Genomic DNA, 25,897 nt, shown 5'->3' with positions numbered 1-25,897 from the left:
CGCCCGGCCGACAGTGCGCATACTGATCTGATCTTCCGTCAACACTCCCTGCACCCCCGCGAACCGGCGGGTGCAGGGCTCCCCCCTTCGTCCGGCCTCCGGTTCCGACCCTCTTCGACCGGAGACCCCCGTGCGCACCCTCGCCCTCACCGCCGCCCTGCTCACCACCCTGCCCGTCGCGCTCGCCGCCGCGCCCGCCCACGCCGGCCCGCACTGGGTGCACAGCTGCGCCGCGCCCGCCCGTCCCGACACCGCCGCCTGCCAGGCGCTACGGGTCGTCAGCTCCACGGACGCGGACGGCGGTTACGGCCCCGCCGAGCTGCGCGCCGCGTACGGGCTGCCCGCGGACGGCGGCGAGGGCGCGACCATCGCCGTGGTCGACGCCTACGACCACCCGCGCGCCGAGTCCGACCTCGACGTCTACCGCCGCCACTACGGGCTGCCCTCCTGCACCGCCGACAGCGGCTGCTTCCGCAAGACCGACCAGCGCGGCGGCGGCAAGCTCCCCCGCGCCGACTCCGCGTGGGCCGGCGAGATCGCCCTCGACCTCGCGATGGTCTCGGCGCTCGCCCCCCAGGCCCGGCTGATCCTGGTCGAGGCGGACAGCGCGGCGGTCGGCAACCTCGGGGCCGCGGTGAACACCGCCGTCGCGCTCGGCGCGCAGTACGTGTCGATCAGCTGGGGCGCGGCCGAGAGCGGCAACGCGGCGAGCTACGACAGCCGGTACTTCGACCACCCGGGCGTCGTCATCGCGGTCGCCTCCGGGGACGGCGGGTACGGCGTCAACTTCCCCGCCTCCTCGCCGCACGTCGTCGCCGTCGGCGGCACCACCCTGCGACCCGACGGGGCGTCGGCCCGCGGCTGGAGCGAGTCGGCCTGGTCGACCGGTCCCGACGAGGGCAGCGCCTCCGGCTGCTCGGGACAGCTGGCCAAGCCCGCCTGGCAGACCGACACCGGCTGCGCCCGCCGCACCGTCGCCGACGTGGCGGCCGTCGCCGACCCCGCGACCGGCGTCGCCGTCTACCAGACCTACGGCGGCAACGGCTGGTACACCTACGGCGGCACCTCCGCCTCCGCCCCGCTGATCGCCGCCACCTACGCGCTGGCCGGGCTCCCGGCCGCCGGCAGCCGCCCCGCGTCCTTCCCCTACCGCAACCCGGCGGCCCTCAACGACGTCACCGCCGGAGCCACGGCGGACTGCACCCCGGTCTACCTCTGCACCGCGGGCCCGGGCTACGACGGCCCGACCGGCCTCGGCACCCCGAACGGGACCGCGGCCTTCCGCGGGTAGCGGACCGGAGGCGCGCGGGAACACCGCCGCGCGCCCCGGTCATTCGCCCCTCAGACCGCTGCCGCCAGATGGTCCGGGAGTTCGCCGCCGCTGTCGATGAAGTGGGTGAGGGGCAGGGTGGCCGCGCCGAGGGTGACGGCGTCGGGGCCGAGGTGGGAGAGCGTGATGGTGGTGCGGGAACGGGGGTAGGCGAGGGCGTAGCGGGTCGCGGCCTCGCCGATCGCGGGGAGCAGGCGGGGGCCGAGCAGGAGGCCGGCCCAACCGCCGATGACGATCCGCTCGGGGTTGAACAGGTTCACCAGGTCGGCGATCGAGGCGCCGAGCAGTTCGGCGGCCTCGTCCAGCAGTGCGACGGCGCTGGGCTGCCCTTCCTCGGCGGCGCGCAGCAGGGCGGCCAGGCCGGCCTTCTCGCTGGTGCCGGCCACCGTTCCGTCCCAGCGTTCGACCAGGGCCTCGGCGCCGACGTACGCCTCCAGGCAGCCGCGCGAGCCGCAGCGGCACTGGCGGCCGCCGACGTGCACCTTGGTGTGGCCCCACTCGCCGGCGGAGCTGGTCGTGCCGCGGAAGCGGGCGCCGTCGGCGATGACGCAGGCGCCGACGCCGGAGCCGAACAGCGCGACCACGGCGTGCCGGCTGCCGCGGCCGGCGCCGAACCACATCTCGGCCTGGCCGAGGGTCTTGGCGCCGTTGTCGACGTACAGCGGCAGGGGGGTGTGGGCGCGCAGCAGGCGGCCGAGCGGGACGGCGTCCCAGCCGAAGGTCTGGCCGTGGACGACGACGTCGGCGCCGGCGTCGGGACCGGTGCCCTGTTCGACGATGCCGGGGACGCCGAGGCCGACGCCGAGGACGCTCTCCTCGGGGACGCCCGCGGTGGCGAGCACCTCGGCGAGGCCGGTGGCGATCATCCCGACCACCCGCTCGGGGTCGTGCGCGGTCTCCAACGGCTGGTCGGCGGAGGCGAGTTCGGTGAGGGCGAGGTCGAAGAGGGTGACCCGGACCTGGGTCTCGCCGACGTCGATGCCGACCAGGTGGGCCTGGCCGGGGGTGACCCGGAGCAGGATCCGCGGGCGGCCGCCGTCGGAGTCGACGGAGCCGCACTCCTCGATCAGCCCGTCGGCGAGCAGTTCGCCCGTAACGTTGCTGACCGATCCGGCGCTCAGGCCGGTGGCGGTACCGAGTTCCTGACGGCTCAGCGGACCGTTGAAGTACAGGTGTCGCAGGAGCGTGGAGCGGCTGCTCCGGCGCAGGTCGCGAACGGTCTGCTTGCCTCGCGGTGTCATGGTTGTCCCTTCTCCGTTGCAGAATCTACGCCGTCGAAGCTCTTGACGTCTACTTTTCTCAGACGTTAAATCTCGGCGTGAAGTAAGCAGCCTCCGTTGCTGCTTCACCCCCACGAGACGACAGCCCGAGAGGGGCTTCTCCATGCGCACCCACCGGATTTCCGCCGCCCTCGCACTGACCGCCGCCATCGCGCTGACCGCCACCGCCTGCGGCGGCGGCGACAGCACCGGCGGCAGCTCGAACTCCAGCCCGAAGACCCTGACCTACTGGGCGTCGAACCAGGGCAGCAGCTTGGAGAACGACAAGCAGGTCCTGGAGCCCGAGCTCAAGAAGTTCGAGGCGCAGACCGGCATCAAGGTCAACCTCGAGGTCATCCCCTGGTCCGACCTGCTGAACAGAATCCTGGCAGCCACCGCCTCCGGCCAGGGCCCCGACGTGCTGAACATCGGCAACACCTGGTCGGCCTCGCTGCAGGCGACCGGGGCGCTGCTGCCGTTCGACCAGGCGACCTTCGACAAGATCGGCGGCAAGGACCGCTTCCTGGCCTCGACCATCGCCTCGGCCGGAGCCAAGGGCAAGGACCCGGCGGCGGTGCCGCTGTACTCGATGGCCTACGGCCTCTACTACAACAAGAAGCTGTTCCAGCAGGCCGGCATCGCCAACCCGCCCACCACCTGGGACGAGCTGGTCCAGGACGGCAAGAAGCTGACCACCGGCGGCACCTACGGCCTGGCCATCGAGGGCGGCAACGGCTCGGAGAACGTCCACCACGCCTTCACCCTGGGCATGCAGCACGGCACCGGCTTCTACGACGCCTCGGGCAAGCCGGCCTTCGACAGCCCGGAGGCCGTCGCCGCCGTCAAGCAGTACGTGGACTTCATCGCCAACGACAAGATCGCGGCGCCGGGCAACGCCGAGTACGCCGCCAACCAGTCGGTGACCGACTTCGCCACCGGCAAGGCCGCGATGCTGATGTGGCAGTCCGCGGGCGCCAACCTCAAGTCGCACGGCATGAACCCGGACGACTACGGCGTGGTCCCCGTCCCGACCGCCGCCGGCGCGAGCGGCGACAAGGCCACCACCTCGATGGTCGCGGGCATCAACCTGGCGGTCTTCAAGAACACCAAGAACCTCGACGGCGCCCTGAACTTCGTGAAGTTCATGACCAGCGACGAGGAGCAGAAGACCCTCAACGGCACCTACGGCTCGCTGCCGCCGGTCAAGGCCGCGCAGTCCGACCCGAAGTTCGCTACCCCCGAGCTGCAGACCCTCGCGGGCGTCCTGCAGAAGAGCGCCGCGCCGCTCCCGCAGGTCCCCAGCGAGAGCCAGTTCGAGACGCTGATCGGCACCGCCGTGAAGAACCTGCTGGCGTCCGCCGCCGCGGGCAAGCCGATCACCGAGGCCACGGTCAAGGACGAGCTGTCCAAGGCCCAGCAGCAGATGCCGGCGAGCTGACGTGCCCCAGGAAGTGATCGACCGTCACACCGCCGGTCAGGAGGCCGCCCCGAACGGGGCGGCCCCCGCCCGCCGGCGACGCCTCTTCAAGAACGGGCGCGGCAAGGTGGGCCGCGGCGCCCTCCCGTACCTGCTGCTGCTCCCGGCCCTGCTCGCCGAGCTGCTGATCCACCTGGTCCCGATGGTCACCGGCATCGTGATGAGCTTCAAGCAGCTCACCCAGTTCTTCATCCGGGACTGGTCCGCGGCGCCCTGGTCGGGCTTCGACAACTACAAGGTGGCGCTGGAGTTCAACGCCCCGATCGGCAAGGCGCTGCTCAACTCGTTCTGGGTGACCTGCCTGTTCACCGTGCTGTCGGTGGGCCTGTCCTGGCTGATCGGCGTGACCGCCTCGATCTTCACCCAGGACGCCTTCCGCGGCCGCGGCCTGCTGCGCGCGGCGTTCATGCTGCCGTACGCGCTGCCGGTGTTCGCCGCGGTGATCACCTGGAGCTTCATGTTCCAGCGCGACACCGGCCTGATCAACCACGTGCTGCACGACCAGCTGCACCTGACCAGTGACAAGCCGTTCTGGCTGATCGGCGACAACAGCTTCTGGGCGCTGCTGACCGTCTCGGTCTGGAAGTCCTGGCCGTTCGCCTTCCTCACCCTCACCGCGGGCCTGCAGAACATCCCGCGCGAGCTGTACGAGGCCGCCGCGCTGGACGGCGCGGGCGTGTGGCAGCAGATCCGCCGGATCACCCTGCCCTCGCTGCGCCCGGTCAACCTGGTGCTGGTGCTGGTGCTGTTCCTGTGGACCTTCAACGACTTCAACACGCCGTTCGTGCTGTTCGGCAAGTCCGCGCCGCAGGCCGCCGACCTGATCTCGATCCACATCTACCAGTCCTCCTTCATCACCTGGAACTTCGGCCAGGGCTCGGCGATGTCGGTCCTGCTGCTGCTGTTCCTGCTGCTGGTGACCGCGGTCTACCTTCTCGCCACCAACCGCCGTCGGGGGGACGCAGAATGATCAACCCGCCCGCCTCCTTCCGCTGGCTGCGCCGGATCGTCCTCCTGGTGCTGGCCGTCTTCACGCTGACCCCGGTCGCGGTGATGCTGAGCTCCTCGCTCAAGCCGCTGCAGGACGTCCAGGGCCCGTGGCGGTGGATCCCCAGCCACCTGACCTTCCGCCCGTACATCGACATCTGGAAGACCGTCCCGCTGGCGAGGTACTTCACCAACTCGCTGATCGTCGCGGGCAGCGCCACCGGCCTGTCCGTGGTGATAGCGCTGCTGGCCGGCTACGCGGTGAGCCGCTACCGGTTCCGCGGCAAGAAGATCTTCACCATCACGGTGCTGTCCACCCAGATGTTCCCCGGCATCCTGTTCCTGCTGCCGCTGTTCCTGATCTTCGTCAACATCGGCAACACCACCGGGATCGCGCTGTACGGCAGCCGCGGCGGACTGATCCTCACCTACCTCACCTTCTCGCTGCCGTTCTCGATCTGGATGCTGGCCGGGTACCTGGACTCCATCCCGCGCGACCTCGACGAGGCCGCCGCGGTCGACGGCTGCGGCCCGATCCGCACCCTGGTGCAGATCATCGTGCCCGCCGCGCTGCCCGGCATCATCGCCGTCGCCGTGTACGCCTTCATGACCGCCTGGGGCGAGGTGCTGTTCGCCTCCGTGATGACCAACGACCAGACCCGCACGCTGGCCGTCGGGCTCCAGGGGTACGCCACGCAGACGGACGTCTACTGGAACCAGGTGATGGCCGCCTCACTGGTCGTCAGCCTCCCGGTGGTCGCCGGATTCCTGCTGCTGCAGCGCTACCTGGTGGCCGGCCTGACCGCCGGTGCCGTCAAGTGACGCACCGTCAGGGTGCGGACAAGTGACGCACCTCCGGGCCGCCCACCCCCTCACCCTCGAAAGGACCACCGTGAACCACCTCGACGCGCTGCCGGCCAACTTCCGCTGGGGCGCCGCCACCGCCGCCTACCAGATCGAGGGCGCAGCGAGCACCGACGGCCGCGCCCCGTCGATCTGGGACACCTTCTCGCACACCCCCGGCAAGGTCGACAACGGCGACACCGGCGACACCGCCTGCGACCACTACCACCGCTGGCCGCAGGACCTGGACCTGGCCGCCTCGCTCGGCCTGGACGCCTACCGGTTCTCCATTGCCTGGCCCCGGGTCGTCCCGCTCGCCGACGGCAAGGTCAACGCGGCCGGCCTGGACTTCTACGACCGCCTGGTCGACGGCATGCTGGAGCGCGGCCTCACCCCGTTCCCGACCCTGTACCACTGGGACCTGCCGCAGGCCCAGCAGGACCGCGGCGGCTGGCCCGAGCGCGCCACCGCCGAGCGCTTCGCCGAGTACGCCGCCGTGGTCGCCGAGCGCCTCGGCGACCGGGTCCGCGACTGGTGCACCCTCAACGAGCCGCTCTGCTCCTCGTGGATCGGCCACCTGGAGGGCAAGATGGCCCCCGGCGTCACCGACCTGACCGCCGCCGTCCGCACCTCCTACCACCTGCACCTGGGCCACGGCCTGGCCGTTCAGGCGCTGCGCGCGGCCGTCCCCGGCGCCCGGATCGGCATCGTCAACAACCTCTCCACCATCGAGCCCGCCTCGCAGTCGGACGCGGACCTGGCCGCCGCGGTGCGCGCCGACGGCCACATCAACCGCTGGTGGCTGGACCCGGTCCTGGGCCGCGGCTACCCGCAGGACATGGTGGACCTGTACGGCGTCGAACTGCCGGTCCGGGACGGCGACCTGGAGCTGATCAGCGCCCCGCTGGACTGGGTCGGCCTGAACTACTACTTCCGCCAGATCGTCACCGACGACCCGACCGGCGCGGTGCCGAACTTCCGGCAGGTCCCGGGCCCCAACCCGGAGCGCACCGCGATGGACTGGGAGGTGCACGCCCCCGGCATCGAGGAGCTGCTGCTGCGCCTCACCGAGGACTACGGCGTCCGCGAGATCTACGTGACCGAGAACGGCTCCGCGTACCGCGACACCGTGACCGCGGACGGCCGGGTGGACGACCCCGAGCGCACCGCCTACCTGGAGGGCCACCTGGCCGCCTGCGCCCGGGCCGTCGCCAAGGGCGCCCCGCTCGCCGGGTACTTCGCCTGGTCGCTGCTGGACAACTTCGAGTGGGCGTACGGCTACGACAAGCGCTTCGGCCTGGTCCACGTCGACTACCCCACCCAGACCCGCACCGTGAAGAGCAGCGGGCAGCGCTACGCGCAGCTCATCGCCGCGCACCGCGCCCGGGCCTGACCGCAGCGGAGACGGGCGGGGCCCCGGGAGCGTCGACGCTCCCGGGGCCCCGCCGTCGTTCACCGTCCACCGGGCCGTGGACGGGTCGTCACCGGCCCTGCAGCGACTTCACGTTGTCGCCGAAGGTCCAGCCCTTCGAGCCGTCCCAGTTGATCGACCAGGTCATCAGGCCCTTCAGCTGGCCGCTGTAGGAGCCGTAGGCCTGGCTGACCAGGCTGGGCGCCATGTAGCCGCCGCCCGCGCCGGACTGCGCCGGCAGGCCCGGGACCTGCTTGTCGTAGGGCACCTTGACGGTGGTGCCCTGGATGGTCAGGCCGTTGTTCAGGCAGGTGGTCTGCGCGGTGAAGCCCTGCACGGTGCCGGCCGAGTAGGAGTCGCCGGAGCAGCCGTACATCGAGCCGTTGTAGTACTGCATGTTCAGCCACCACAGGCGGCCGTTGTCCACGTACTTCTTGATGATCGGCAGGTACGAGCCCCAGATCGAGCCGTAGGTGACGCTGCCGCCGGTCACGTACGCGGTCTCCGGGGCCATGGTCAGGCCGAAGCCGGCCGGCATCTGGGCGAGCACGCCGTCGATGATCCGGATCAGGTTGGACTGAGAGGCGGACAGCGTGCCGATGCTGCCGGAGCCGGACAGGCCGGTCTCGATGTCGATGTCGATGCCGTCGAAGTTGTACTTCTTGAGGATCGGGACGATGGTCGCCACGAACTTGTCCGCGACGGCGCTGGAGCTCAGGTCGATGCCCGCGGCGGCGCCGCCGATCGACATCAGGATGGTCGCGCCGGCCGCCTTGGCCTGGCACATCTCGGCGGGGGTGGCGACCTTGACGCCGCTGTCCATGCCGTCCTGCCAGAGCACGGTGCCGTCGGAGAGGATCACCGGGAACGCGGCGTTGATGACGTTGTAGCCGTGCTGGGCGATCCGGCTGTCCGTGATCGGGGTCCACCCCAGGCCCGGGTGCACGCCGTTGGAGGCGCCGTCCCAGTTCTCCCAGTAGCCCTGCAGGACCTTGCCGGCCGGCCGGGGCTTGGTGGCGCAGGTGGCGTCGCCCGAGGTGGGGCTGCTCGACGGGCTGGTGGACGGGCTCGTCGACGGGCTGGTGGAGGGGCTGGTCGACGGGCTGGTGCTCGGGGAGGCGCTGGTGCTCGGCGAGGCGCTGGTGGACGGGCTGGTCGACGGGCTGCTGCTCGGCGAGGAGCTGGTGCCGCCGGGGCCGGCCAGCGTCACGTCGTCGACGTAGTAGGCGGGTTGGCCGTACCAGCCGTGTGTGAAGACGGTCACCGAGGTGGTGCTCGCCCCGGTGGTGAAGCTGGTGCTGAGCAGGCCGTAGGAGGCGTTGTTCGGCGTCCAGGTGGAGGCGTTGACGCCGGTGCCGGTGGCGCCGATGTAGGCGTAGCTGCCCTGCACGTAGGCGCTCAGCGTGTACTGCGAGTTGGGCTGCACGCTGATGGTCTGCTGGCACTGCGCGGTGTCCTGGCCGGTGGGCGTGGCCTTGAGCGCCGAAGTGCCGGCGTGCACCGGGCTGGTGACGATCGCTCCGGAGCCGCCGGTGCAGCTCCAGCCGGCCAGGCCGCTCTCGAAGCCGGGGTTGGACACCAGGTTGGGGGTGGCGGCGCCGGCGGTGACGGAGCTCGCCACGGCGATGCCGGCCGCGACCACGGCGGCGGCGCTGACGCCGGCGATCGAGCGGCGCAGGGCGCTCGACCCGGGCGCGGCGTGGCTGGTCCGGTGCGGCTGTGCGGCGCGTTCCAGTGCCGCCTGGTGCGGGCGACTCGCTCGGTGACGGAACATGACGGTGCTCCCTTCCCGCCGAGCGCCATGGACATGACCGACGCGTGGGGGCGTGACGCCCGGCTCTGGGTGAGGTGGGGACATGTGGGGGCTGTGCCCGACCGGATCGTAGGAGGGGCGGCAAACCCCGTCAATAGGTCTGGACCAAAGGCAAGGGTGGTCTGGACCATCAGCGAGGGGGGAGGCTCGACCAGCGGACCCGACGGAGGTTGAATTCCGTGTACGGCGCGATGGTTCGGGGCCGCCGCCGTGCTCCCGTGCGCCCTTCGGGCCCCGCCCGGCCGCCCGCCATCCTGGTGGCGGCCACCGACCGCGAGTGGAACGAGGCCGAGACGTGGACTGCCGCACCCCCGCCGCCCTGCTGGCCGAGGCCTGCGCCGCCGTCGACCGCGCCAGCGCCGGGGCGGAGCTGATCCGGGCCGGCGAGAACACCCTGTGGCGGCTGCCCGGCAAGGTGGTCGTCCGGGTCGGCCGGGAGGGCCAGGTGCCGGCCGCGCACAAGGAGTTGGCGGTGGCCCGCTGGCTGCGCCGACACGGGGTGCCGGCCGTCCGCCCGCTGGACCGGCCGCCCGAACCGGTGGAAGTGCACGGCCGACCGGTCACCTTCTGGCACGAGCTGCCCCCGCACCGCCCCGGACGCCCCGTCGAGTTGGCCGCGGCACTCCGGACCCTGCACCGGCTCCCGCCGCCGATCCACCCGCTGGACCGGCTCGACCCGTTCGTCCGGCTGCCCGCCCGGATCGACGGCGCCGCCACCCTGGACCGGCCGCAGCGCCGCTGGCTGCACGCCCGGCTCGCCGAACTGCGCACCGCCTGGCACGAACTCGCCCTCCCGCAGCGCCCGTTGCGGGTGGTCCACGGCGACGCCTGGAGCGGCAACCTGGCCGTCGCCGACGACGCCGCCTACCTGCTCGACTTCGAACGGACCGCACTGGGCCCGCCCGAGTGGGACCTCGTCACCACCGCCGTCGGCCACTACAGCTTCGGCGCCCTCCCCGCCCGTGCCTACGCCGAGTTCTGCACCGCGTACGGCGCCGACGTCACCGAATGGCCCGGCTACCCGGTGCTCGCCGCCGTCCGCGAACTCCGGCTCACCTGCTACGCGTTGCAGCAGGCCGACGCCGACCTCCGGCACCGCGCCCAGGCCCACTACCGGCTGGCCTGCCTGCGCGGCGAGCACGGCCCCCGCCCGTGGGGCTGGACCGCGCTCGACTGACGCCCGGTCAGTCCACGCAGGGCACCCCGTCCAGCGCGACGGGCGACGGCAGCTCGCCCCCCGGGGCGGCGGACGGGACCGCGCCGTCCACCAGGATCCGTTTCGCCGCACCGTCCTCGGCCCGCAGCCGGTTCCCCTCGAAGACGGTGGGCAGCGTGCCCGCCGTCCCCGCGCCGGCGGCGAAGGCCGGAACCTGCCGGACGAAGTCCACCGGGCTCCACCCCTGGTCCACCACCAGGTCGTCCTTGAGCGCGCCGTACAGGGCCGACAACCGACCCGGGTCGGTCAGCGTCCCGCCCGCCCGCAGCTTCGCCAGCACGCCCGCCAGGAACGCCTGCTGCCTGGCGGTGCGGCCGATGTCGGAGCCGGTGCCGATGCCGTGCCGCTGGCGGACGAAGGCGAGCGCCTGGGACGCGTTCAACTCGGAGCGCCCGGCAGGGAGTTTCGCCCCGCTCCAGGGGTCGTCGACGGCCTCGTTCAGGCACACCGGCACCCCGCCGAGGGCCTTGGCGACCTGGTAGAAGCCGGACATCGAGACTTCCGCGAAGTGGTCCACCGGCAGTCCGGCGAGCTGTTGCACCGCCGAGATCAGCGCAGCCCGGCCGGCTTCCTGCCCACGCCACTGCACGTCCTTCTCGGCCAGGCCCTGCTCGCGCAGGCGCTGCGTCTCGGCCTGCTCGGCGCTCCAGTACACCTGGTTGAGCTGGACGGAGCCGCCCTTCCCGTCCGGGACCATCAGGTCACGGGGCAGGGACAGTTGCCGGACCTCGCGGCCGCCCGCCGGGATGTGCGCCAGCATCACGGTGTCGGTCATGCCGCGGCTCCGCGTCCCGATGTGCAGCTCGGCGGCCGGCGGGTCGGCGTCCGTCGGCCCGCCCTCCGCGCCGACGGTCGTGTCCAGACCGATCAGCAGGATCGTCACGCCCCGGTCCGAGGGTGCGGGCGCGGTACCGGCCACCTGCAGCGCGTCCGAGCTGCGACCCGGCAGGCCGTGCGGCGCCGTCAGCGTCCCCGCGCCCGTCAGCACCGCCGCGGTCAGCGCCCCGGCCAGCAGCACCGTCCTCCGCTGCCTGGCGCGCTTCAGGCGGCGGCCCGCCCGCAGGCCGCCGTCCACCAGCCGGGCCGTCACCTCCGGCTCCGGACCGCCCCCCGCCTGCCCGAAGGCCGCGCCCAACCGCACCTCGAACTCCCCGTCCCCGTCGCTCACTCCACCACTCCGTCCGTCGCGTCCGCGTTCCGGGTTCATCGCGCCACCAGCTCCGCCAGGTCCGCGCCCAGCAGCGTGCGCAGCTTCGCCAGCGCCCGCGAGCACCTGGTCCGCACCGCCGCCGAGCTGTCCTTCACGATCGCCGCGGTCTCCTCCACGCTGCGGTCCTCCCAGTACCTGAGCACCACCACCGCCCGGTCCCGCGGCGGCAGTTGGGACAGCGCGTCGACCAGCGCCAGCCGCAGCGCCGAGTCCGGGGCGTGCTCAGCGACCTCCGGCAGCACCCGGCTGGGCCGCTCGCTGCTGCTGCGCCGGCGCTGGTGCGTCAGGTAGGCCCGGACCAGCACGGTCTGCGCGTACCCGGCCGGGTTGTCGATCCGCCCCGCCCAGCTCGGGCGGTGCAGGCGGTGCCAGTGGGCGTACATCTGGCCGAGCGTCTCCTGCACCAGGTCCTCGGACAGGTGCGCGTCCCCGCCGGTGAGGTAGTACGCCGAGCGGTAGAGCTGCCCGGACCGGGCCGTCGCGAACGCGACGAACTCCTCCTCCATGGCGGCCCGCCGTCGAGCTGTGCCCACTTCTCCGTCTCCCCTCGCCGAATCCGCCCTATGACGGTCCGAGGGCGCCCCGATGTTTCACCCGGATCCGAAAATCCTCCCCGCCGCCGGATCAAGCCCGGACCGCTGTCCGGTAGCGGACACCGGCGGGCGCCCCGCGCGCTGGAAGGATGGGACGGCACCGCCTGTTCGCGCCCCGCACTGGAGTTCCCCCATGGCCCTGCCCGACGGATCGCTCAGCCACCGCTACCGAGGCGAGCACCCCGTCCGCACCCTGCTCTTCCTGTTCCGTCCCGACCGCTCCCGGGTCCTCGGCGCGGTCGCCGTCTTCTTCGCCAAGCACGCCCCCGTCTGGCTGCTGCCGCTGATCACCGCCAACATCGTCGACGTGGTGGTCAAGCACCGCGACATCTCGGTGCTCTGGTGGAACTCCGCGATCCTGCTGGTGATCCTGCTGCTCAACCTGCCGCTGCACCTGCTGTACGTGCACTGGATGCACGGCTCCATCCGCCGGATGGGCACCCGGCTGCGGTCCGCGCTCTGCCATCGCATGCAGCAGCTGTCCATCGGCTACCACTCCCGGGTCAGCGCCGGTGTCCTGCAGGCCAAGGTGATCCGCGACGTGGAGGGCATCGAGACCGCCTCCCAGCAGACCGCCGACAACGGCCTCGCCGCGATCGCCACCCTCTCCGGCGGCCTGGTCGTCATCGCGATCCAGACGCCCGTCTTCCTGCCGGTCTTCCTGGTCCTCGTCCCCGCCAGCGCCCTGCTGGTGGTCCGGCTGCGCGAGCGGCTCCGCAGCCAGAACGAGTCCTTCCGCCGCGAGGTCGAGCAACTCTCCTCGCGCATCGGCGAGATGACCACCCTGATCCCGATCACCCGGGCGCACGGCCTGGAACGCACCGCGCTGCGCCGGGTCGACCGCACCCTCGGCCGGGTGCTGGACGAAGGACTGCGCCTGGACCTGCTGAACGGCCGCTTCGGCTCGCTCGCCTGGATCCTGTTGAACGCCATCGGCGTCGGCTGCCTGGCCGGCTCCGCCCTGGTCGCCTACTACGGCTGGATGGACGTCACCCCCGGCGCCGTGGTCATGCTCAGCGCCTACTTCTCCACCCTGACCGGCTCGGTCACCACCCTGCTCACCCTCACCCCGCAGCTCGGCAAGGGCCTCGCCTCGGTCCGTTCGGCCGGCGAGGTGCTGCAGGCCCCCGACCTGGAGGAGAACTCCGGCAAGGCCGAGGTCGGCGCCGTCACCGGCCGGATCGACTTCCAGGGCGTCGGCCACGCCTACCAGGGTTCCGACGCCCCGTCGGTCAGCGGCTTCGACCTCTCCGTCCGGCCCGGCGAGACCATCGCCCTGGTCGGCGCGTCCGGCGCCGGCAAGTCCACCGTGCTCAACCTGGTGATCGGCTTCCTGCGCCCCACCCAGGGCCGGATCCTGCTGGACGGGCGCGACATGGAGGAGCTCGACCTGCGCTCCTACCGCAAGTCGCTGTCCGTGGTCCCGCAGGAGTCCATCCTGTTCGAGGGCAGCATCCGGGAGAACGTCACCTACGGCATGAAGGACGTCCCCGAGGAGACCGTCCTGACCGCCCTGCGCGACGCCAACGCCCTGGAGTTCATCGAGCGCCTCCCCGAGGGCCTGGACACCGTGGTCGGCGAACGCGGCGCCCGCCTGTCCGGCGGCCAGAAGCAGCGGCTGGCGATCGCCCGCGCCCTCATCCGCGACCCGCGCATCCTGATCCTCGACGAGGCCACCTCCGCCCTCGACTCGCGCTCCGAGGCGCTCGTCCAGGAGGCGCTGGCCCGGCTGGTCCGCGGCCGCACCGTGTTCGTGGTCGCCCACCGGCTCTCCACCATCCGCGGCGCCGACCGGATCGTGGTCATGCACGACGGGCGGATCGCCGAGATCGGCTCCCACACCGAACTGCTGCGCACCGGCGGCCCCTACGCCAGCCTGCAGGCCGCGCAGATCGCCTGACCTCCCCGCCCCCGCCCGAACAGGACCCCGCCCGCATGACCGACCCGCTCACCGGCAGACTCGTCCGGCTCAGAGAACTCCGCGAGGCCGACCTGCCGCTGCTGACCGCCTGGTGGCGCGAACCCGGACTCGCCATCCAGCAGGTCACCGGTCCCGTCCACCCGCAGCCCGACGTCCGGCTCGCCGACATGTTTCGTTCCTGGAGCCAGAACACGGGCACCGACCTCGGCCTCTCCGTCGAGACCCTCGACGCCGGGGACCTGGCCGGCCACGTCACCCTCTACGGCGCGACCCCGAAGGACCGCTGCGCCACCCTGGCCATCATCATCGGGCCGCCCCACCAGGACCGCGGCCTCGGCACCGACGTGCTGCGCACCACCATCCGCTACGGCTTCGGCGAACTCGGCCTGCACCGCGTCGAACTCACCGTCAACAGCTACAACACCCGTGCCCTGGCGGCCTACCGGCGGGCCGGCTTCACCGAGGAGGGCCGCCGCCGGGAGGCCGTCTTCCGGGCCGGCAGCTGGCACGACCAGGTCCAGATGGGCGTCCTCAGCACCGAATGGACCGACGACGTCTGAGGTCGGCCCCCTTCTCGTCCCCTCCACCCCTGGACGCTTTCTGCCACGGCACAAAGCGACCACCCCGGACTGGTTCGGGTACCTAGTGGAGGGGACGAGAATGGGAGTATGTATCTGGTTCACGCGAGGTTGCGCGCGCCGGTCGGTCGAGGGGCTCCTCCCGACCTGGCGGAATTGGTCCGGGCCCATGCGGCCGAAGCGGACGCGCTGGAGCACGTGAGCGTCCATCGGACCGCTCCCGACGAGGTCACCGTGGGTGTGTTCAGCCTGGCGGAGAGCCTGCTGGAGGCGGAGGGCCGGGCCGCGGGCCTGGTGGGCCGAGCGGTCGCGGCGGAGCCGGAGCTGGACGGTTTCGCCGTGCTCTCGGTGGGCGCGACGCTGGTGCCCGGCCCCTGGTGGGGCTTCGAGTGAGGTCGCGGTGGACGGCTTAGGACAGTGCATGTTCCGTCCAGCCTCGAGCGGTTCCCCAGCGGCCCCGGGTGGCCCACAGTAGAGGTGTCGGCGGGCGAGAACGCCGGCCAGGAACCCCGGGAGGAAATCCCGGCGGAAATCCCCACTACTCGTCAGGAGAATCCCGTGCTGGTCACCCGTGTCTCCAAGCTGATCGCTTTCTCGGCCCTCACGATTGCCGCCCTGGTCATTTCGGCGGGCTCCGTGGAATTCGCCGGGAATGTCGCCGACGGCGCCGACACCGTGCAGACCACCGCTTTCCCGACCTCCACCCCGGCCCCGATCGTCCAGCTGGGCGGCGACGTGACCTGGGGCGGCTGAGCCGACCCGCAGCAGACGGCAGGACAGCAGCACAAGGCAGCAGACCGACCGATCGTGATCACGGGGGTGAAGACGATGGAATTCCTGGTCCTGGGCGCGCTGGAGGCTCGCCAGGGTGGTGTCCTGGTGGACGTCCGGGGCATGCGGCAGCAGAGACTCCTCGCGCTGCTGCTCCTGAACGCCGGCCGGGTGGTACCGATGGACTTCCTGGTGGACGAGCTCTGGGAGGACCCGCCGCCCTCGGCGCGGCCCCAGGTGCACAACGCGATCCGGGACCTGCGCCGGGTGCTGACGGCGAGTGAGTACCGGCTGGTGACGGTGGACGTGGGCTACCGGCTGGACGTCCCGGAGGACGCGGTGGACGCGCACCGGTTCACCCGCAAGGTGCGGGAGGCGCGGGCCGCGGAACGGGACGGGCGGTTCGCGGAGGCGATCCGGCTGCTGCAGTCGGCGGTCGACCTGTGGCGCGGCGAGGCGTTCGCGGGCATCCACTGCCCGGCGGTGACCAGTGCCGCGGTGAAGCTGACCGAGCAGCGGCTGACCGCCCTGGAGGACCTGATGGCGCTGCGCCTGAAGGTCGGTGAGACCTCGTCCTTGGTCGGGGAGTTGACCTCGCTGCTGGCCGAGTACCCGCTGCGCGACTCGCTGCGGCGCAGCCTGATGACGGCGCTGTGCCGCAGCGGTAGACAGGCGGACGCGCTGGCCGTGTACGAGGAGGGCCGGCGTTTCCTCGCGGACGAGCTGGGACTGGAGCCGAGCCCCCAACTGCGGGCGCTGCAGGCGGAGATCCTGGCGGACGGACCCGGGGTGCACGGTGCGGCCACCCGCGAACCCGCGCCGGAGCGGCCCGCGGCCGGGCCGGACCGGGCCGGTCGCCCCAACTGCCTGCCGCACGACCTGACGGACTTCACCGGCCGGGTCGCCGAGTCGGCGCTGCTGCTGGAGGCGGTGGCCCGGCGGACGGCGGGCGCGCCGCTGATGGTGGCGATCGACGGGATGGGCGGGATCGGCAAGACCACGCTGGCGGTGCGGCTGGCGCACCGGGTGACCGCGGACTTCCCGGACGGTCAGTTCTTCGTCGCGCTGGACGGGTTCGACGAGTCGCGGCCGCCGGTGCCGCCGCTGCAGGCGCTGGCCGCGCTGCTGCGCGCGGACGGGGTCGGCCCGGAGCTGATCCCGGCCTCGCTGGAGGAGCGCAGCGCGCTGTGGCGCTCCCGGTTGGCGGGCCGGCGCTGCCTGCTGGTGCTGGACGACGCGGCGGACAGCGCGCAGGTGCGTCCGCTGCTGCCGGGCGCCGGGGAGACCCTGGTGGTGGTGACCGGCCGGCGCAAACTCGGCGCGCTGGACGGGGCGGTGGCGCTGTCGCTGGACGTGCTGCCGCCGGGCGACGCGGTGGAGCTGTTCGCCCGGGTGGCCGGGGAGCAGCGGGTGGCGCACGAGCCGGCCCGGGCGGCCGAGGCGGTGGCGCTGTGCGGGCGGCTGCCGCTGGCGGTGCGGATCGCCGCGACCAAGCTGCGGGACCGGCCGGCCTGGTCGGTCGCGGACCTGGTGGCGCGGCTGGCCGACCCGGAGCGGCGGGCCCGCTGCCTGCGCACCGGGGACCGCGACCTGATGGCCCAACTACGGGCCTCGTACCAGTACCTGGACCTCGCGCAGCAGCGGTTCAGCCGGCTGATGAGCCGTCAGCCCGCGGACTCCTTCGACGTGGACCGGGCGGCCGCGGTGACGGGCCTGAGCGCCGACGAGGCGGAGGGCTTCCTGGACGTGCTGTTCGAGAACAACCTGATCCGGCAGGTGGGGTCGGCGCTGTTCGCGTTCCACACCCTGATCCGGGACTGCGCCCGGGCGCTGCCGGAGCCCGCCGAACCGGCCGACCGGCCGCTGTTTCCGGCCGCCGCCTGAGGCCGCGGCGGGAGGCCGCCGCGCAAGTTTCCCCGACCGCCCCACTGCCGTCCGCTGTACGGACATCTTTCCGGAACGCACGGGTCAGTGTGTGGTTGCACGGTGTCAGTAAGCTTCGGGACCTGAGTACTGCTCACTGGCGCTGATCGAAACGGGGAATCGATTCATGCTGGACGTACTGGGGCTCGACGTCGAAGCCGAGGCCATCTACCGCCGGATGCTCGCCGAGCCGCAGGCCGGGGTGGCCGCGCTGGCGTTGTCGCTCGGCATCACCGAGGAGCGGGTCCGCACCGGCCTGGACCGGTTGAGCGAGCTCGCCCTGGTACAGCCGTCCGCGCGCGAGGGGATCGGCTTCCGGGCGATCAAGCCGGAGACCGCGATGGAGGTGCTGCTGGCCCGTCAGCAGGCCGACCTGGCGGCCCAGCAGCTGCGGGTGGAGGCCTCCCGGGCCGCGGCGGCGCAGCTGATCGCGGAGTGCTCGGCGCTCCGGCCGACTCCGACCGATGCGGCCTCGGAGCAGCTGAGCGGGCCGGAGGCGATCCGCGAGCGGCTGGCCGACCTGGCCGGTTCGGTGCGCCAGGAGGTGGCGACCTTCGCCCCGGGCGGCGCCCACTCGGAGGAGGACCTGCGGGCCAGCCGGCAGCCGAACGCGGCGCTGCTGGAGCGCGGGGTGCAGATGCGCACCGTCTACCTGGACAGCGTCCGCAACCACCGGCCGACGCTGGACCACGTGACCTGGCTGAACCTGCAGGGCGGCCAGGTCCGCACGGTGCCCGAACTGCCCATCCGCATGATCATCTTCGACCGGCAGCAGGCCGTGCTGCCGATCGACACCGAGGACGCCCGGGCCGGCGCGGTGGTGCTGCGCGGCGCCGGCACGGTGGCCGCGCTGTGCGCGCTGTTCGAGGGCGTGTGGGCGAATGCGATCCCGGTCGGCGACTCCCCCAAGTGCGACGAGAACGAGATGCCGCCGCACGAGCTGGCGGTGCTCAAGATGCTCGCCCAGGGCCACACCGACGAGGCCATCGCCAAGCGGATGGGCGTCTCGCCGCGCACCGCGCGGCGGTTCGCCGCCACCCTGATGGAACGCCTGGACGCCCGCAGCCGCTTCGAGGCCGGGGTGCACGCCGTCCAGGACGGCTGGCTCCCCGCCACGCGCTGACCGCGGGCGTCCACCGACGGCACGTCAGGAGCTCGCCGCCGTCCGGCGCTTCTCCCAGCGGTCCGCCAGGAGCAGCGCCAGGGCGGGCAGCAGGGTCAGCGTGTACACCCCGAGCAGCCAGCCGAAGGAGTGCGCGAACGCGGCCGGCACCATGCCGTGGTGCGCCTTCGCGGAGTCGGTGAGCACCACCGTCACCACCGCGATGGCCAGCGCGCCGCCGATCCGCTGGGTCAGGTTGAGCTGCGAGGAGGCGTCCGGGATGGACTCCTGACGGATCGACTGGAACGCCCGGGTCATGGTGGGCACGATGGTCAGGCCGGTGCCGAGGCCCCGCACCACCAGGCTCCCGCACATCAGCAGGTACGAGGTGTCGCCGGTGAGCCTGGTCAGCGGGGCGGTGGCGAGCATGGTCAGGCTGATGCCGATCAGCACGGTCGCACCGCCGCCGATCTTCCGCAGCAGCACCCGGGACAGCCAGGCCGCGGTCACCACGCCCAGGCCGCCGGTCGACATCAGCAGGCCGGTGGTCACCGCGGACTCGCCGCGGGCGTCCTCGAAGTACAGCGGGATCAGCATCATCGGCGAGTAGAGGACGAAGCCCAGGCAGAAGATGTTCACCGCGGCGGCCGCGTACACCGGGATCCGGAACAGCCGCAGGTCCAGCAGCGGGAACGTCGCCTTCAGCTCGCGCACCACGAACACCGCGGCGCCCAGCACCGCGAGGCCGACCGGCACCAGCAGGCTCGCGCTCGCCGTCGCCCCCTGCTCCGCGTACTCGTGGATGGCCAGCACGGTGGAGACGGTGGCGGTCGCCGAGGAGACCAGGCCCAGCAGGTCCAGCGGCTTGGCGCTGCCGGCCGGCGGGGCGTCCTTGCGGACCCAGCGCAGCGCGGCCGCCAGCAGCAGCGCGCAGAACGGGATGTTCACCACGTACACCGCCGACCAGCCGCCCCAGGAGACCAGCAGGCCGCCGATGGTCGGGCCGAGCAGCGGGCTGATCAGCATCACCGAGCCGTTCAGACCCTGCACCTTGGCCAGGTGCTCGCGCGGCACGCCGCGGGTCAGCAGGATCGTGGACACCGGGGTGAGCACGCCCGCCGCCGCGCCGGAGATGCCGCGGGCGGCGATCAGCTGGTCCAGCGACTGGGCGGCGGCGCAGCCGAGCGAGCCCAGCGCGAACAGGCCGGCCGCGGCGACGAACACCCGCTTGGTGCCGAACCGGGTGGCCAGCCAGCCGGTCGCGGGCATCACGGCCGCCAGCGCCAGCAGGTAGGCCGTCACCACCCACTGCACCTGGTTGATGCCGCCGAACCGGGCGGTGGTCTCCTGCATGGAGACGTTGACGATGGTGGTGTCCAGCAGCGCGATGAACCCGCCGGCGATGGCCACCGCCATGGTGATCAGCGCGGACTTGGACGGGCCGGAGTCGTCGGACGGAGCGTCAGCGGGCCTGTCCGCGACGGCCTCGGCGGTCTCGACGGTCTCGGTGTCGGCGGTCGTCGCGGTCTCGACTGTCTCGGTCTCGACTGTCTCGGTCTCGACTGTCTCGGTCTCGACGGCCTCCGGTTCGGGCCGCTCGGCGACCGCGACGGCGGAGGCGGTGGTCGTGGTCGTGGTGGTGGTCCTGGCGGCGGGCTTCGCCGCGGGCTTGCGGGCCGGACCCGGGTTGCGGCGGGCCTTGCCCTTGGCCGCGTTCACCGTGGTGCGGGCTGGGGTGGTGGGCATCTTCGCAGGTCCTTCATCAGCGGGGAGGGGAGTGGGCCGGGTCACTCGGCGGCGAGCAGGGCGCGCTCGACCTCGTCCAGCACGGCCTCGGCGGCCGGGCGGGCGTCGGGCCGGTTGCGGCAGGACAGCGTGACCTCGGTGCGGCCGTCGAGCTGGCAGGTGCTCAGGAACATCTCGGCGTACGGGACGAGCATCGGCAGCGTGTAGTACTCGGTGGGGCGGAAGCCCGCGGTGCGGTACAGCTCGGTGTCGATCCGGCCGTGGTCGGTGAGGATCGCGGTGCACGGGAACTGGCTGCCGTCCAGTTCCTGGGCCTCGCGCAGCGAGTTGGCGAACGGGTTGTTGCGCAGGAAGTCCCGGTCCAGGGCGGCGACCTCGCGCTTGCGGAGCATGGCGGCGAGCAGCTGGCTGTGCAGCCGGTTCCAGCGGTCCTCGCGGTGCAGGTCGAGCACCAGCTGGGAGGTCAGGTTGGCGGTGGAGCGCACCTCGCGGTCGTGCCGGCGCAGGTCGACCGGGATGATCAGCCGGCCGGCGTCGGCGGCCAGCAGGCGGGAGATCGCGGCGCCCACCCGTGCGGTCGGCGCGGACGGGGTCGCGGGGACCGAGCGGCGCAGCCACAGGGCGGTGCCGTCGGCCGGTCCCTGCCCGAGGATCGCCGGCCAGCCCGGGACGCGGGGCGGGACGGGCGCCGCCGGGACGGGGGCGGCGGCGGTGCGGAAGTGCGCGTCGTCGACGGTGGAGTCCGCGCCGACCGGGTCCTCGCCGCGCAGCGCGCGGAACAGGTCCTCGATCCAGTAGCGCAGGCCGCGGCCGTCGGTGACGATGTGGCTGGCCCGCACCACCAGGCGGGTGACCGCCCCGGTGGACAGGCCCAGTTCGCAGACCGGGCCGGCCACCACGTCCAGGTCGCGGTGGAAGAACGGGTGGTCGAAGCCCGCGTCGGCGGGCAGTTCGGTGATCGGCGGCAGCTCGGCCTCGGCCCGCCAGTTCGGGCCCTTGCGGCGGACCGCGAGACCCGGGTTGACGGCGGTGGACCTGCGTACCGCGTCGGCGAGTTCGGCCGGGTCGAGGTGTCCGGCGCCCTCGATCACCATCTGGATCAGCTGTGGGGTGCCGGTGGCGTTGGCGTTCAGGTAGCCGCGTTCGATCTGGGAGATCCGGCGGGTGTAGGCGCGCCCCTGCGGGGCGGTTGCGGTGGCGGTCGGGGTCATGCGGCGGGCTCCAGGGTCAGGGCGTCGGTGCGGACCGCCGGCGCGGCCGGGTCCGGCTGCCACCACCAGCGCACCTCGGCGGGCGCGTCGGTGGAGAGAGCGAGCTGGAGGCCGTGGCCGAGGTCGGTGGAGCGCACCAGGTAGCCGACGTTGGTGGGGCGCCAGCCCGGCCGCCAGTCCGGCAGCCGGACGCCGGCGAAGGTCTCCTTGCGGATGTGCGAGGCCTTGATCAGCGCCTCGCACTCGGCGAAGTCCCGCATCGTGGCGGGCTCGCCGTCCGGGCGGCCGAGCAGCGCGCCCAGCCACTGCATCGCGAACGGCCGGTCCCGGTGGTCCTGCAGGTCGACGCCGACGCGCTGGCCGGAGACCAGCGCCACCGTCGAGTACTCGGCGCAGTGGGCGACCGAGGCGGTCAGTCCGAGCTCCGGCACGCTCCACCGCCGGTGCTCGTCCCGGGCCAGCTCACGGGGCGTCAGCTCGACGCCGTAGAGCCTGGTCACCGCCTCGGCGATCAGCCATCGGCCGGCGTCGTTCAGCCGGTGGCCCATCCGGTCGCGCGGCAGGTGCGGGTGCCGGGTGACCAGGCAGTCGACGGTCGCGCCGTCCTCGCCCGGGTCGGCCGGGGCGGGCTCGGCCGCCGTCCCGGCGACCGGCTCCGCCCCCGGGCGGTACCGGACCGGTTCGGCCGCCAGCGGCCCGCGCCGACCGACCTCACGGACCATCAGCAGCGCCGCCGAGCCCAGCCCGCCGGCCTCGCCAGCCACCAGACGGGCCGTCAGCCGCCGGGCCGCGAAGCCCGCCGCGTCGACGCGCCGCCCGAGCCCGGCCCGTGGCCGAGTGCTCGGCGCCGCGGCGCCCTCCGGGCGGGCGGCGGGAAGGGGTTCGGCGGCGGGTGCCACGGGTCGCCCGGCCGCCGTGCGGAGGCCGTCGTCGGCCGGGGTGGCGGCCGGGGTGGCGGCCGGGGTGGCGGCCGGGACGGCGGCCGGGACGGCTCCGCCGGTCCGGGCCGTGGGCCCGGCGGTGCCGGTCGCCGGGCCGGCGGCGGCGAGGACCGGGCCGAGGCTGAGGGCCCAGCTGGCCGTCAGGGTCTCGGTGGTTCGGCGCCGTTCGGCGGTCCGGGTGGTGCTCATCAGGCCCTCGCGTCGAACACCGCGGCGGCGTAGGAGCCGCCGTAGGCGAAGCTGGACAGCAGGAGCCGTCCGGCGGGGGCGTCGCCGGCCAGGGCGGCGACCAGGCCGAGCGCGCCGGCCGAGCCGTAGGTCTCGCCGAGCAGGGCCTTGGGGGTGAGGGTGGGGCGGTCGGCGAGGCCGGCCAGGGCGAGGGCGCGGGACTGGGCGAGGTCGACCAGGCGGTAGCCGGAGGCGGCGGAGACCACCGTGTCGATCTGCCCGGGGGCGGACTCGGCCTCTCCGAGGGCGGCGCGCAGGGCGCGGGCCCAGGCTTCGCCGTCGCGGCCGATCCGGCCGATCCCGGCGGCTTCGCCGGAGGCGCCGAACCCGCGGACGTCGGCGAGGACGTTCGCGCCGCGGGCGGCGGCGGAGGCCTCGGACTCCAGCAGGATCGCGGCGGCGCCCTCGGAGAGCACGGTGCCGGTGCCGCCGCCGGGGACCACCTTCGCGGTCTTGGCGTATCCGGGCAGCCGGGCCTGGGTGGCCAGGGCCTGCTCGGGGAACTCGTCGGCGACCACGACCATGATCCGGTCGGCCATGCCGCGGGCGATGACCCGGGCGGCGAGCTGCAGGGCGAGGACCGAGCTGGTGCCGCCGTTGGCGATGGTGGCGGTGTAGCCGCGGTAGCGGTGCAGCATCGCGACGTGCCCGGCCGCCGCGTTGACGACGGTGTTGGCGAACATCGCCGGGTTGGCGCCGGTGATGCCCTGTTCCAGCACGCCCTGGTGGAAGTTCAGGACGGAGGTGACGGGGCCGTAGCCGGTGGCGAAGACGATGCCGGTGCCTTCGGCCTCGGCGCGGGACGGCTTGCCGTACCGCTCGTACAGGTCGCCGACGGCGCCGGCGGCGAGGACGCCGAGCGGGTCCATCCGGCGGGCCTTGCTGGGGTTGAGGCGCTTGGTGACGGCCTTGACGTCGATCCGGCCGATCGGGCGCTCGCCGAGTCCGGCGACCTGCTCCAGGGTGTCGAAGCCGACCCGGCCCTCGGCGAGCGCGGCGGTGAGTTCGGCGGTGGAGCCGGCCGAGCCGGCCAGGCCGGCGACGCCGGTGACCACCACGTGGTGGACGGGCTGCGTGCGCCGGGCCGAACGGGCGGGCCGGCCCGGCTTGTTGAGGACGACGGTGGCGTTGTTGCCGCCGAACGCGAAGGAGTTGGAGGCGACCACTTCGAGCGGCGCGGGCCGCCCGTTGTCCGGCACGATGTCCAGGCCGAACGGGGAGGCGGTGCCGCGGGTGTTGACGGTCGGCGGGATGACGCCCCGGTCGATCGCCATGGTGGAGACGATCGCCTCCACCGCGCCCGCCGCGCCCAGGGTGTGGCCGAGCATCGACTTGGTGGAGCTGGCGGGCGGCACCTCGGTGCCGAACAGCAGCTTCACCGCCTTGGGCTCGGACACGTCGTTGGCGGGGGTGCCGGTGCCGTGCAGGTTGACGTAGTCGACGTCCTCGGGGGCCAGGCCCGCGGTCTGCAGGGCCTGGGCCATCGCGGCGGCCGCGCCCTTGCCGCTCGGGTCGGGGGCGGTCTGGTGGTAGCCGTCGCAGGAGAGGCCGTACCCGCCGAGTTCGGCGAGCGGGGTGGCGCCGCGCCCGGCGGCCCGCTCGGCGGACTCCAGGACCATGAAGCCCGCGCCTTCGCCGAGGGTGAGCCCGGTGGAGGCGGACATCGGCGCGCACGGCTCGGGGTCGAGCGCGCCGAGGGCGGAGAACCCGTAGGCGGAGAGTTCGGCCAGCGGGTCGACGCCGCCGCAGATGACGTAGTCGACCTCGCCCTTCCAGAGCAGTTCGGCCGCGTAGCCGAGGGCCACGGCGCTGGCCGCGCAGGCGTTGGAGAGCACCACCCGCGGGCCGCGGAGGTCGAACTCCGCGGCGATGTAGTCGCCCACGCAGGGGAGTTGGGAGGCGGCGGCGGCCGCCGCGTCCAGCTTGCCGTCCTTGACCAGGTCCCGGTGGACGCTCTCCAGCGTCGGCATCGCGCCGAGGCTGGAGCCGACCACCACGGCGACCCGGTCGCGGTCCACGGTGTCCAGGTCGAGGCCGGAGTTGCGCAGGGCCTCGCGGATCGCGGTGGCCGCCAGCGCGTAGCAGCGGTCGAGGTCGGCGGGCTGCTCGGCGGTGATCATGCCGGCCCAGTCGGTGAGCAGCTCGGTGGTGTCGAAGAGGGTGTTGGTCTTGATCCCGGAGATGCCCTGGGAGATCGCGGCCCAGCTCTTCTCGACGTCGTCGCCGGCGCCGGTGATCAGGCCGAGCCCGGTGAGGGCGATGCGTTCGGTCGTGGTGTTGGTCATCAGTGGATCCGGGTGGTCAGCGAGCGGGCGATGACGCGGGGCTGGGTGACGGTGCGCAGCGGGGCCGCCGCACCGTCCTCGGTGGTGCCGGAGAGCTCCAGGCCGGGGACCCAGAACGGGGCGTCCAGCAGGGCGACGACCAGTTCCTCGTCGGCGTTGGCGGACGGGGCCTGCCAGACCACGGTGCCGACCTGCTGGCCACCGGCGGTGACGGCGGAGCCGACGGTCACGGTCGCGCCGGCGGGGGCGGCGAGGGCGGTGACCCGGGCGGTCTCGGCGGTGGGCTTGACCAGCTCGTCGGAGCCCTGGAACTCGCCGATCCGGTTCCAGTCGACCATCCAGGCCAGGTCGGCCTCGTGCACCGGCAGGCCGGCGAAGCCCGCGGCGTAGACGGCCATGCCGGCCTCGGCCTGGACCCGGGCCAGGCCCTGCTCGCCGACCTCGGCGCCGCCCTCGGCGACGACCGCCTCGACGGCCGCGGCGTGGCCGGCCTCGGGGGCGTTGGAGAGCAGCAGGTAGCCGTACTCGCCGGTGGTGCCGACCCGGGCGAGGTGGGCCAGCGCGGCGGGCTCGCCGGGGACGGCGGACTCGGTGACGCCGTGCAGGGTGAGGCCGGAGACGTCGAACTCGACGAACTTCGCGGCGGCGGCCCAGGCCTGCGGGCCCTCGAAGGCGCTGGCGCCCCAGCCCTCGGGCTCGACCTCGACGGTGACGTCGGACGGCGCGTCCAGCGCCTCCAGGTAGGCGGTGAGCTGCTCGGCGGTGACGGGGGTGCGGGGCAGCAGCCAGGAGTCGTCGCCGATCTCGAAGTGCAGCAGGATCGCGAACGGCGAGCCGTCGGCGTTCAGCGCCAGGGCCTCGCGGACGGAGTCCGGCTCGACGTACTCGCTGGACTTCGCCAGGAAGAGGTCGAGGAACTCGTAGCGGTCGCCGCCGGAGACGCGGACCAGCGGGGCGGTGATCCGGTAGACGCCGATGGCGGTGCGGACGGTGGTGTAGTCGTCCTGCGCGGTGCGGGCGGGGGCGGTGGTCATGGCTGTTGGGTTTCCTTT

At 73.3% G+C, this 25,897-nt stretch carries 20 protein-coding genes and 2 pseudogenes; 12 read left to right on the top strand and 10 right to left on the bottom strand.

The features are described 5' to 3' along the window. Positions 1 to 130: 130 nt before the first annotated feature. On the top strand, positions 131 to 1,291 hold the full coding sequence (locus BX266_RS19260; protein ID WP_099901491.1) for a S8 family serine peptidase: 1,161 nt from the start codon (positions 131 to 133) through the stop codon (positions 1,289 to 1,291). A 50-nt stretch (positions 1,292 to 1,341) separates the two neighbouring features. Here the strand turns inward: BX266_RS19260 and BX266_RS19255 are convergent, their stop codons facing one another. Further along, entirely contained in the window at positions 1,342 to 2,571 is a 1,230-nt protein-coding gene (locus BX266_RS19255; protein WP_099901489.1) for an ROK family transcriptional regulator, read from the bottom strand. A 142-nt stretch (positions 2,572 to 2,713) separates the two neighbouring features. On the opposite strand from BX266_RS19255, the gene BX266_RS19250 reads away from it, so the two are divergent. From BX266_RS19250 to BX266_RS19235, 4 genes are all read left to right on the top strand, one after another. Next, complete coding sequence (locus BX266_RS19250) at positions 2,714 to 4,027, top strand: sugar ABC transporter substrate-binding protein (RefSeq protein ID WP_099901487.1); 1,314 nt, start codon at positions 2,714 to 2,716, stop codon at positions 4,025 to 4,027. A 1-nt stretch (position 4,028) separates the two neighbouring features. Further along, the gene (locus BX266_RS19245) at positions 4,029 to 5,036 is read left to right on the top strand and encodes a carbohydrate ABC transporter permease (protein WP_399169977.1); all 1,008 of its coding nucleotides are present in this window, start codon (positions 4,029 to 4,031) and stop codon (positions 5,034 to 5,036) included. Next, positions 5,033 to 5,875, top strand: coding sequence for a carbohydrate ABC transporter permease (locus tag BX266_RS19240; RefSeq protein WP_099901483.1), 843 nt, complete (start codon positions 5,033 to 5,035; stop codon positions 5,873 to 5,875). The genes BX266_RS19245 and BX266_RS19240 overlap by 4 nt, the downstream gene beginning before the upstream one ends. A 70-nt stretch (positions 5,876 to 5,945) precedes the next feature. Next, the gene (locus BX266_RS19235; RefSeq protein ID WP_099908049.1) at positions 5,946 to 7,289 is read left to right on the top strand and encodes a GH1 family beta-glucosidase; all 1,344 of its coding nucleotides are present in this window, start codon (positions 5,946 to 5,948) and stop codon (positions 7,287 to 7,289) included. A gap of 88 nt (positions 7,290 to 7,377) precedes the next feature. On the opposite strand, the pseudogene BX266_RS19230 reads toward BX266_RS19235, so the two are convergent. Together BX266_RS19230 and BX266_RS40055 are read right to left on the bottom strand one after the other, a co-directional pair. Beyond that, positions 7,378 to 8,334, bottom strand: a pseudogene (locus BX266_RS19230) (chitinase); the annotation flags it as partial. Positions 8,335 to 8,610: 276 nt separating this feature from the next. Continuing rightward, positions 8,611 to 9,081: pseudogene (locus BX266_RS40055) on the bottom strand (carbohydrate binding domain-containing protein); the annotation flags it as partial. A 334-nt stretch (positions 9,082 to 9,415) separates the two neighbouring features. On the opposite strand from BX266_RS40055, the gene BX266_RS19225 reads away from it, so the two are divergent. Next, on the top strand, positions 9,416 to 10,297 hold the full coding sequence (locus tag BX266_RS19225; RefSeq protein WP_099901479.1) for an aminoglycoside phosphotransferase family protein: 882 nt from the start codon (positions 9,416 to 9,418) through the stop codon (positions 10,295 to 10,297). Between the two features lie 7 nt (positions 10,298 to 10,304). Here the strand turns inward: BX266_RS19225 and BX266_RS19220 are convergent, their stop codons facing one another. After that, positions 10,305 to 11,504 (bottom strand): LCP family protein, encoded by a 1,200-nt coding sequence (locus tag BX266_RS19220; RefSeq protein WP_120314389.1) that lies wholly within the window; start codon positions 11,502 to 11,504, stop codon positions 10,305 to 10,307. Between the two features lie 35 nt (positions 11,505 to 11,539). Then, on the bottom strand, positions 11,540 to 12,052 hold the full coding sequence (locus BX266_RS19215; RefSeq protein ID WP_099901475.1) for a SigE family RNA polymerase sigma factor: 513 nt from the start codon (positions 12,050 to 12,052) through the stop codon (positions 11,540 to 11,542). A 220-nt stretch (positions 12,053 to 12,272) separates the two neighbouring features. Here BX266_RS19215 and BX266_RS19210 point away from each other — a divergent pair, with 220 nt between their 5' ends. The 6 genes from BX266_RS19210 to BX266_RS19185 all read left to right on the top strand — a co-directional run bounded on the left by BX266_RS19210 (position 12,273) and on the right by BX266_RS19185 (position 18,455). Then, on the top strand, positions 12,273 to 14,039 hold the full coding sequence (locus BX266_RS19210) for an ABC transporter ATP-binding protein (RefSeq protein WP_099901473.1): 1,767 nt from the start codon (positions 12,273 to 12,275) through the stop codon (positions 14,037 to 14,039). A gap of 35 nt (positions 14,040 to 14,074) precedes the next feature. Then, positions 14,075 to 14,620 carry a GNAT family N-acetyltransferase gene (locus tag BX266_RS19205; RefSeq protein ID WP_099901471.1) on the top strand — a complete coding sequence of 182 codons (546 nt, stop codon included), beginning with the start codon at positions 14,075 to 14,077 and terminating at the stop codon, positions 14,618 to 14,620. A gap of 216 nt (positions 14,621 to 14,836) precedes the next feature. After that, positions 14,837 to 15,031, top strand: a complete 195-nt coding sequence (locus BX266_RS38710) for a hypothetical protein (protein WP_180290535.1) — start codon at positions 14,837 to 14,839, stop codon at positions 15,029 to 15,031. A 165-nt stretch (positions 15,032 to 15,196) separates the two neighbouring features. After that, on the top strand, positions 15,197 to 15,391 hold the full coding sequence (locus BX266_RS19195; RefSeq protein ID WP_099901468.1) for a hypothetical protein: 195 nt from the start codon (positions 15,197 to 15,199) through the stop codon (positions 15,389 to 15,391). Positions 15,392 to 15,466: 75 nt separating this feature from the next. Then, complete coding sequence (locus BX266_RS19190) at positions 15,467 to 17,293, top strand: AfsR/SARP family transcriptional regulator (RefSeq protein WP_099908047.1); 1,827 nt, start codon at positions 15,467 to 15,469, stop codon at positions 17,291 to 17,293. 166 nt (positions 17,294 to 17,459) lie between these two features. After that, positions 17,460 to 18,455, top strand: a complete 996-nt coding sequence (locus BX266_RS19185) for a LuxR C-terminal-related transcriptional regulator (protein WP_099901466.1) — start codon at positions 17,460 to 17,462, stop codon at positions 18,453 to 18,455. Between the two features lie 24 nt (positions 18,456 to 18,479). Here BX266_RS19185 and BX266_RS19180 read toward each other — a convergent pair whose 3' ends face one another. Genes BX266_RS19180 through BX266_RS19160 form a run of 5 tightly spaced genes read right to left on the bottom strand, consistent with a single transcriptional unit; the run spans position 18,480 to position 25,879 of the window. Next, entirely contained in the window at positions 18,480 to 20,180 is a 1,701-nt protein-coding gene (locus BX266_RS19180) for an MDR family MFS transporter (protein ID WP_099901464.1), read from the bottom strand. A 41-nt stretch (positions 20,181 to 20,221) separates the two neighbouring features. Beyond that, positions 20,222 to 21,391, bottom strand: a complete 1,170-nt coding sequence (locus BX266_RS19175) for a hypothetical protein (RefSeq protein WP_099901462.1) — start codon at positions 21,389 to 21,391, stop codon at positions 20,222 to 20,224. Further along, entirely contained in the window at positions 21,388 to 22,521 is a 1,134-nt protein-coding gene (locus tag BX266_RS38705) for a hypothetical protein (protein WP_180290534.1), read from the bottom strand. Before BX266_RS38705 ends, BX266_RS19175 begins: the two co-directional genes overlap by 4 nt. Beyond that, entirely contained in the window at positions 22,521 to 24,845 is a 2,325-nt protein-coding gene (locus BX266_RS19165; RefSeq protein ID WP_099901460.1) for a beta-ketoacyl-[acyl-carrier-protein] synthase family protein, read from the bottom strand. The genes BX266_RS38705 and BX266_RS19165 overlap by 1 nt, the downstream gene beginning before the upstream one ends. After that, positions 24,845 to 25,879 carry a glycine cleavage system protein T gene (locus BX266_RS19160; RefSeq protein ID WP_099901458.1) on the bottom strand — a complete coding sequence of 345 codons (1,035 nt, stop codon included), beginning with the start codon at positions 25,877 to 25,879 and terminating at the stop codon, positions 24,845 to 24,847. The genes BX266_RS19165 and BX266_RS19160 overlap by 1 nt, the downstream gene beginning before the upstream one ends. Positions 25,880 to 25,897 lie beyond the last annotated feature (18 nt).

It is taken from the genome of Streptomyces sp. TLI_171 (assembly GCF_003610255.1).
Classification (GTDB): Bacteria; Actinomycetota; Actinomycetes; order Streptomycetales; family Streptomycetaceae; genus Kitasatospora.
This window is presented reverse-complemented; position numbering and strand designations above follow the sequence as displayed.

What these genes read in the sequence shown, in the direction of transcription:
- BX266_RS19255 (WP_099901489.1), bottom strand. Translation starts at nt 2,571, where the DNA reads ATGACACCGCGAGGCAAGCAGACCGTTCGCGACCTGCGCCGGAGCAGC.
- BX266_RS19250 (WP_099901487.1), top strand. Translation starts at nt 2,714, where the DNA reads ATGCGCACCCACCGGATTTCCGCCGCCCTCGCACTGACCGCCGCCATC.
- BX266_RS19240 (WP_099901483.1), top strand. Translation starts at nt 5,033, where the DNA reads ATGATCAACCCGCCCGCCTCCTTCCGCTGGCTGCGCCGGATCGTCCTC.
- BX266_RS19215 (WP_099901475.1), bottom strand. Translation starts at nt 12,052, where the DNA reads ATGGAGGAGGAGTTCGTCGCGTTCGCGACGGCCCGGTCCGGGCAGCTC.
- BX266_RS19210 (WP_099901473.1), top strand. Translation starts at nt 12,273, where the DNA reads ATGGCCCTGCCCGACGGATCGCTCAGCCACCGCTACCGAGGCGAGCAC.
- BX266_RS19205 (WP_099901471.1), top strand. Translation starts at nt 14,075, where the DNA reads ATGACCGACCCGCTCACCGGCAGACTCGTCCGGCTCAGAGAACTCCGC.
- BX266_RS19190 (WP_099908047.1), top strand. Translation starts at nt 15,467, where the DNA reads ATGGAATTCCTGGTCCTGGGCGCGCTGGAGGCTCGCCAGGGTGGTGTC.
- BX266_RS19185 (WP_099901466.1), top strand. Translation starts at nt 17,460, where the DNA reads ATGCTGGACGTACTGGGGCTCGACGTCGAAGCCGAGGCCATCTACCGC.
- BX266_RS19180 (WP_099901464.1), bottom strand. Translation starts at nt 20,180, where the DNA reads ATGCCCACCACCCCAGCCCGCACCACGGTGAACGCGGCCAAGGGCAAG.
- BX266_RS19175 (WP_099901462.1), bottom strand. Translation starts at nt 21,391, where the DNA reads ATGACCCCGACCGCCACCGCAACCGCCCCGCAGGGGCGCGCCTACACC.
- BX266_RS38705 (WP_180290534.1), bottom strand. Translation starts at nt 22,521, where the DNA reads ATGAGCACCACCCGGACCGCCGAACGGCGCCGAACCACCGAGACCCTG.
- BX266_RS19165 (WP_099901460.1), bottom strand. Translation starts at nt 24,845, where the DNA reads ATGACCAACACCACGACCGAACGCATCGCCCTCACCGGGCTCGGCCTG.
- BX266_RS19160 (WP_099901458.1), bottom strand. Translation starts at nt 25,879, where the DNA reads ATGACCACCGCCCCCGCCCGCACCGCGCAGGACGACTACACCACCGTC.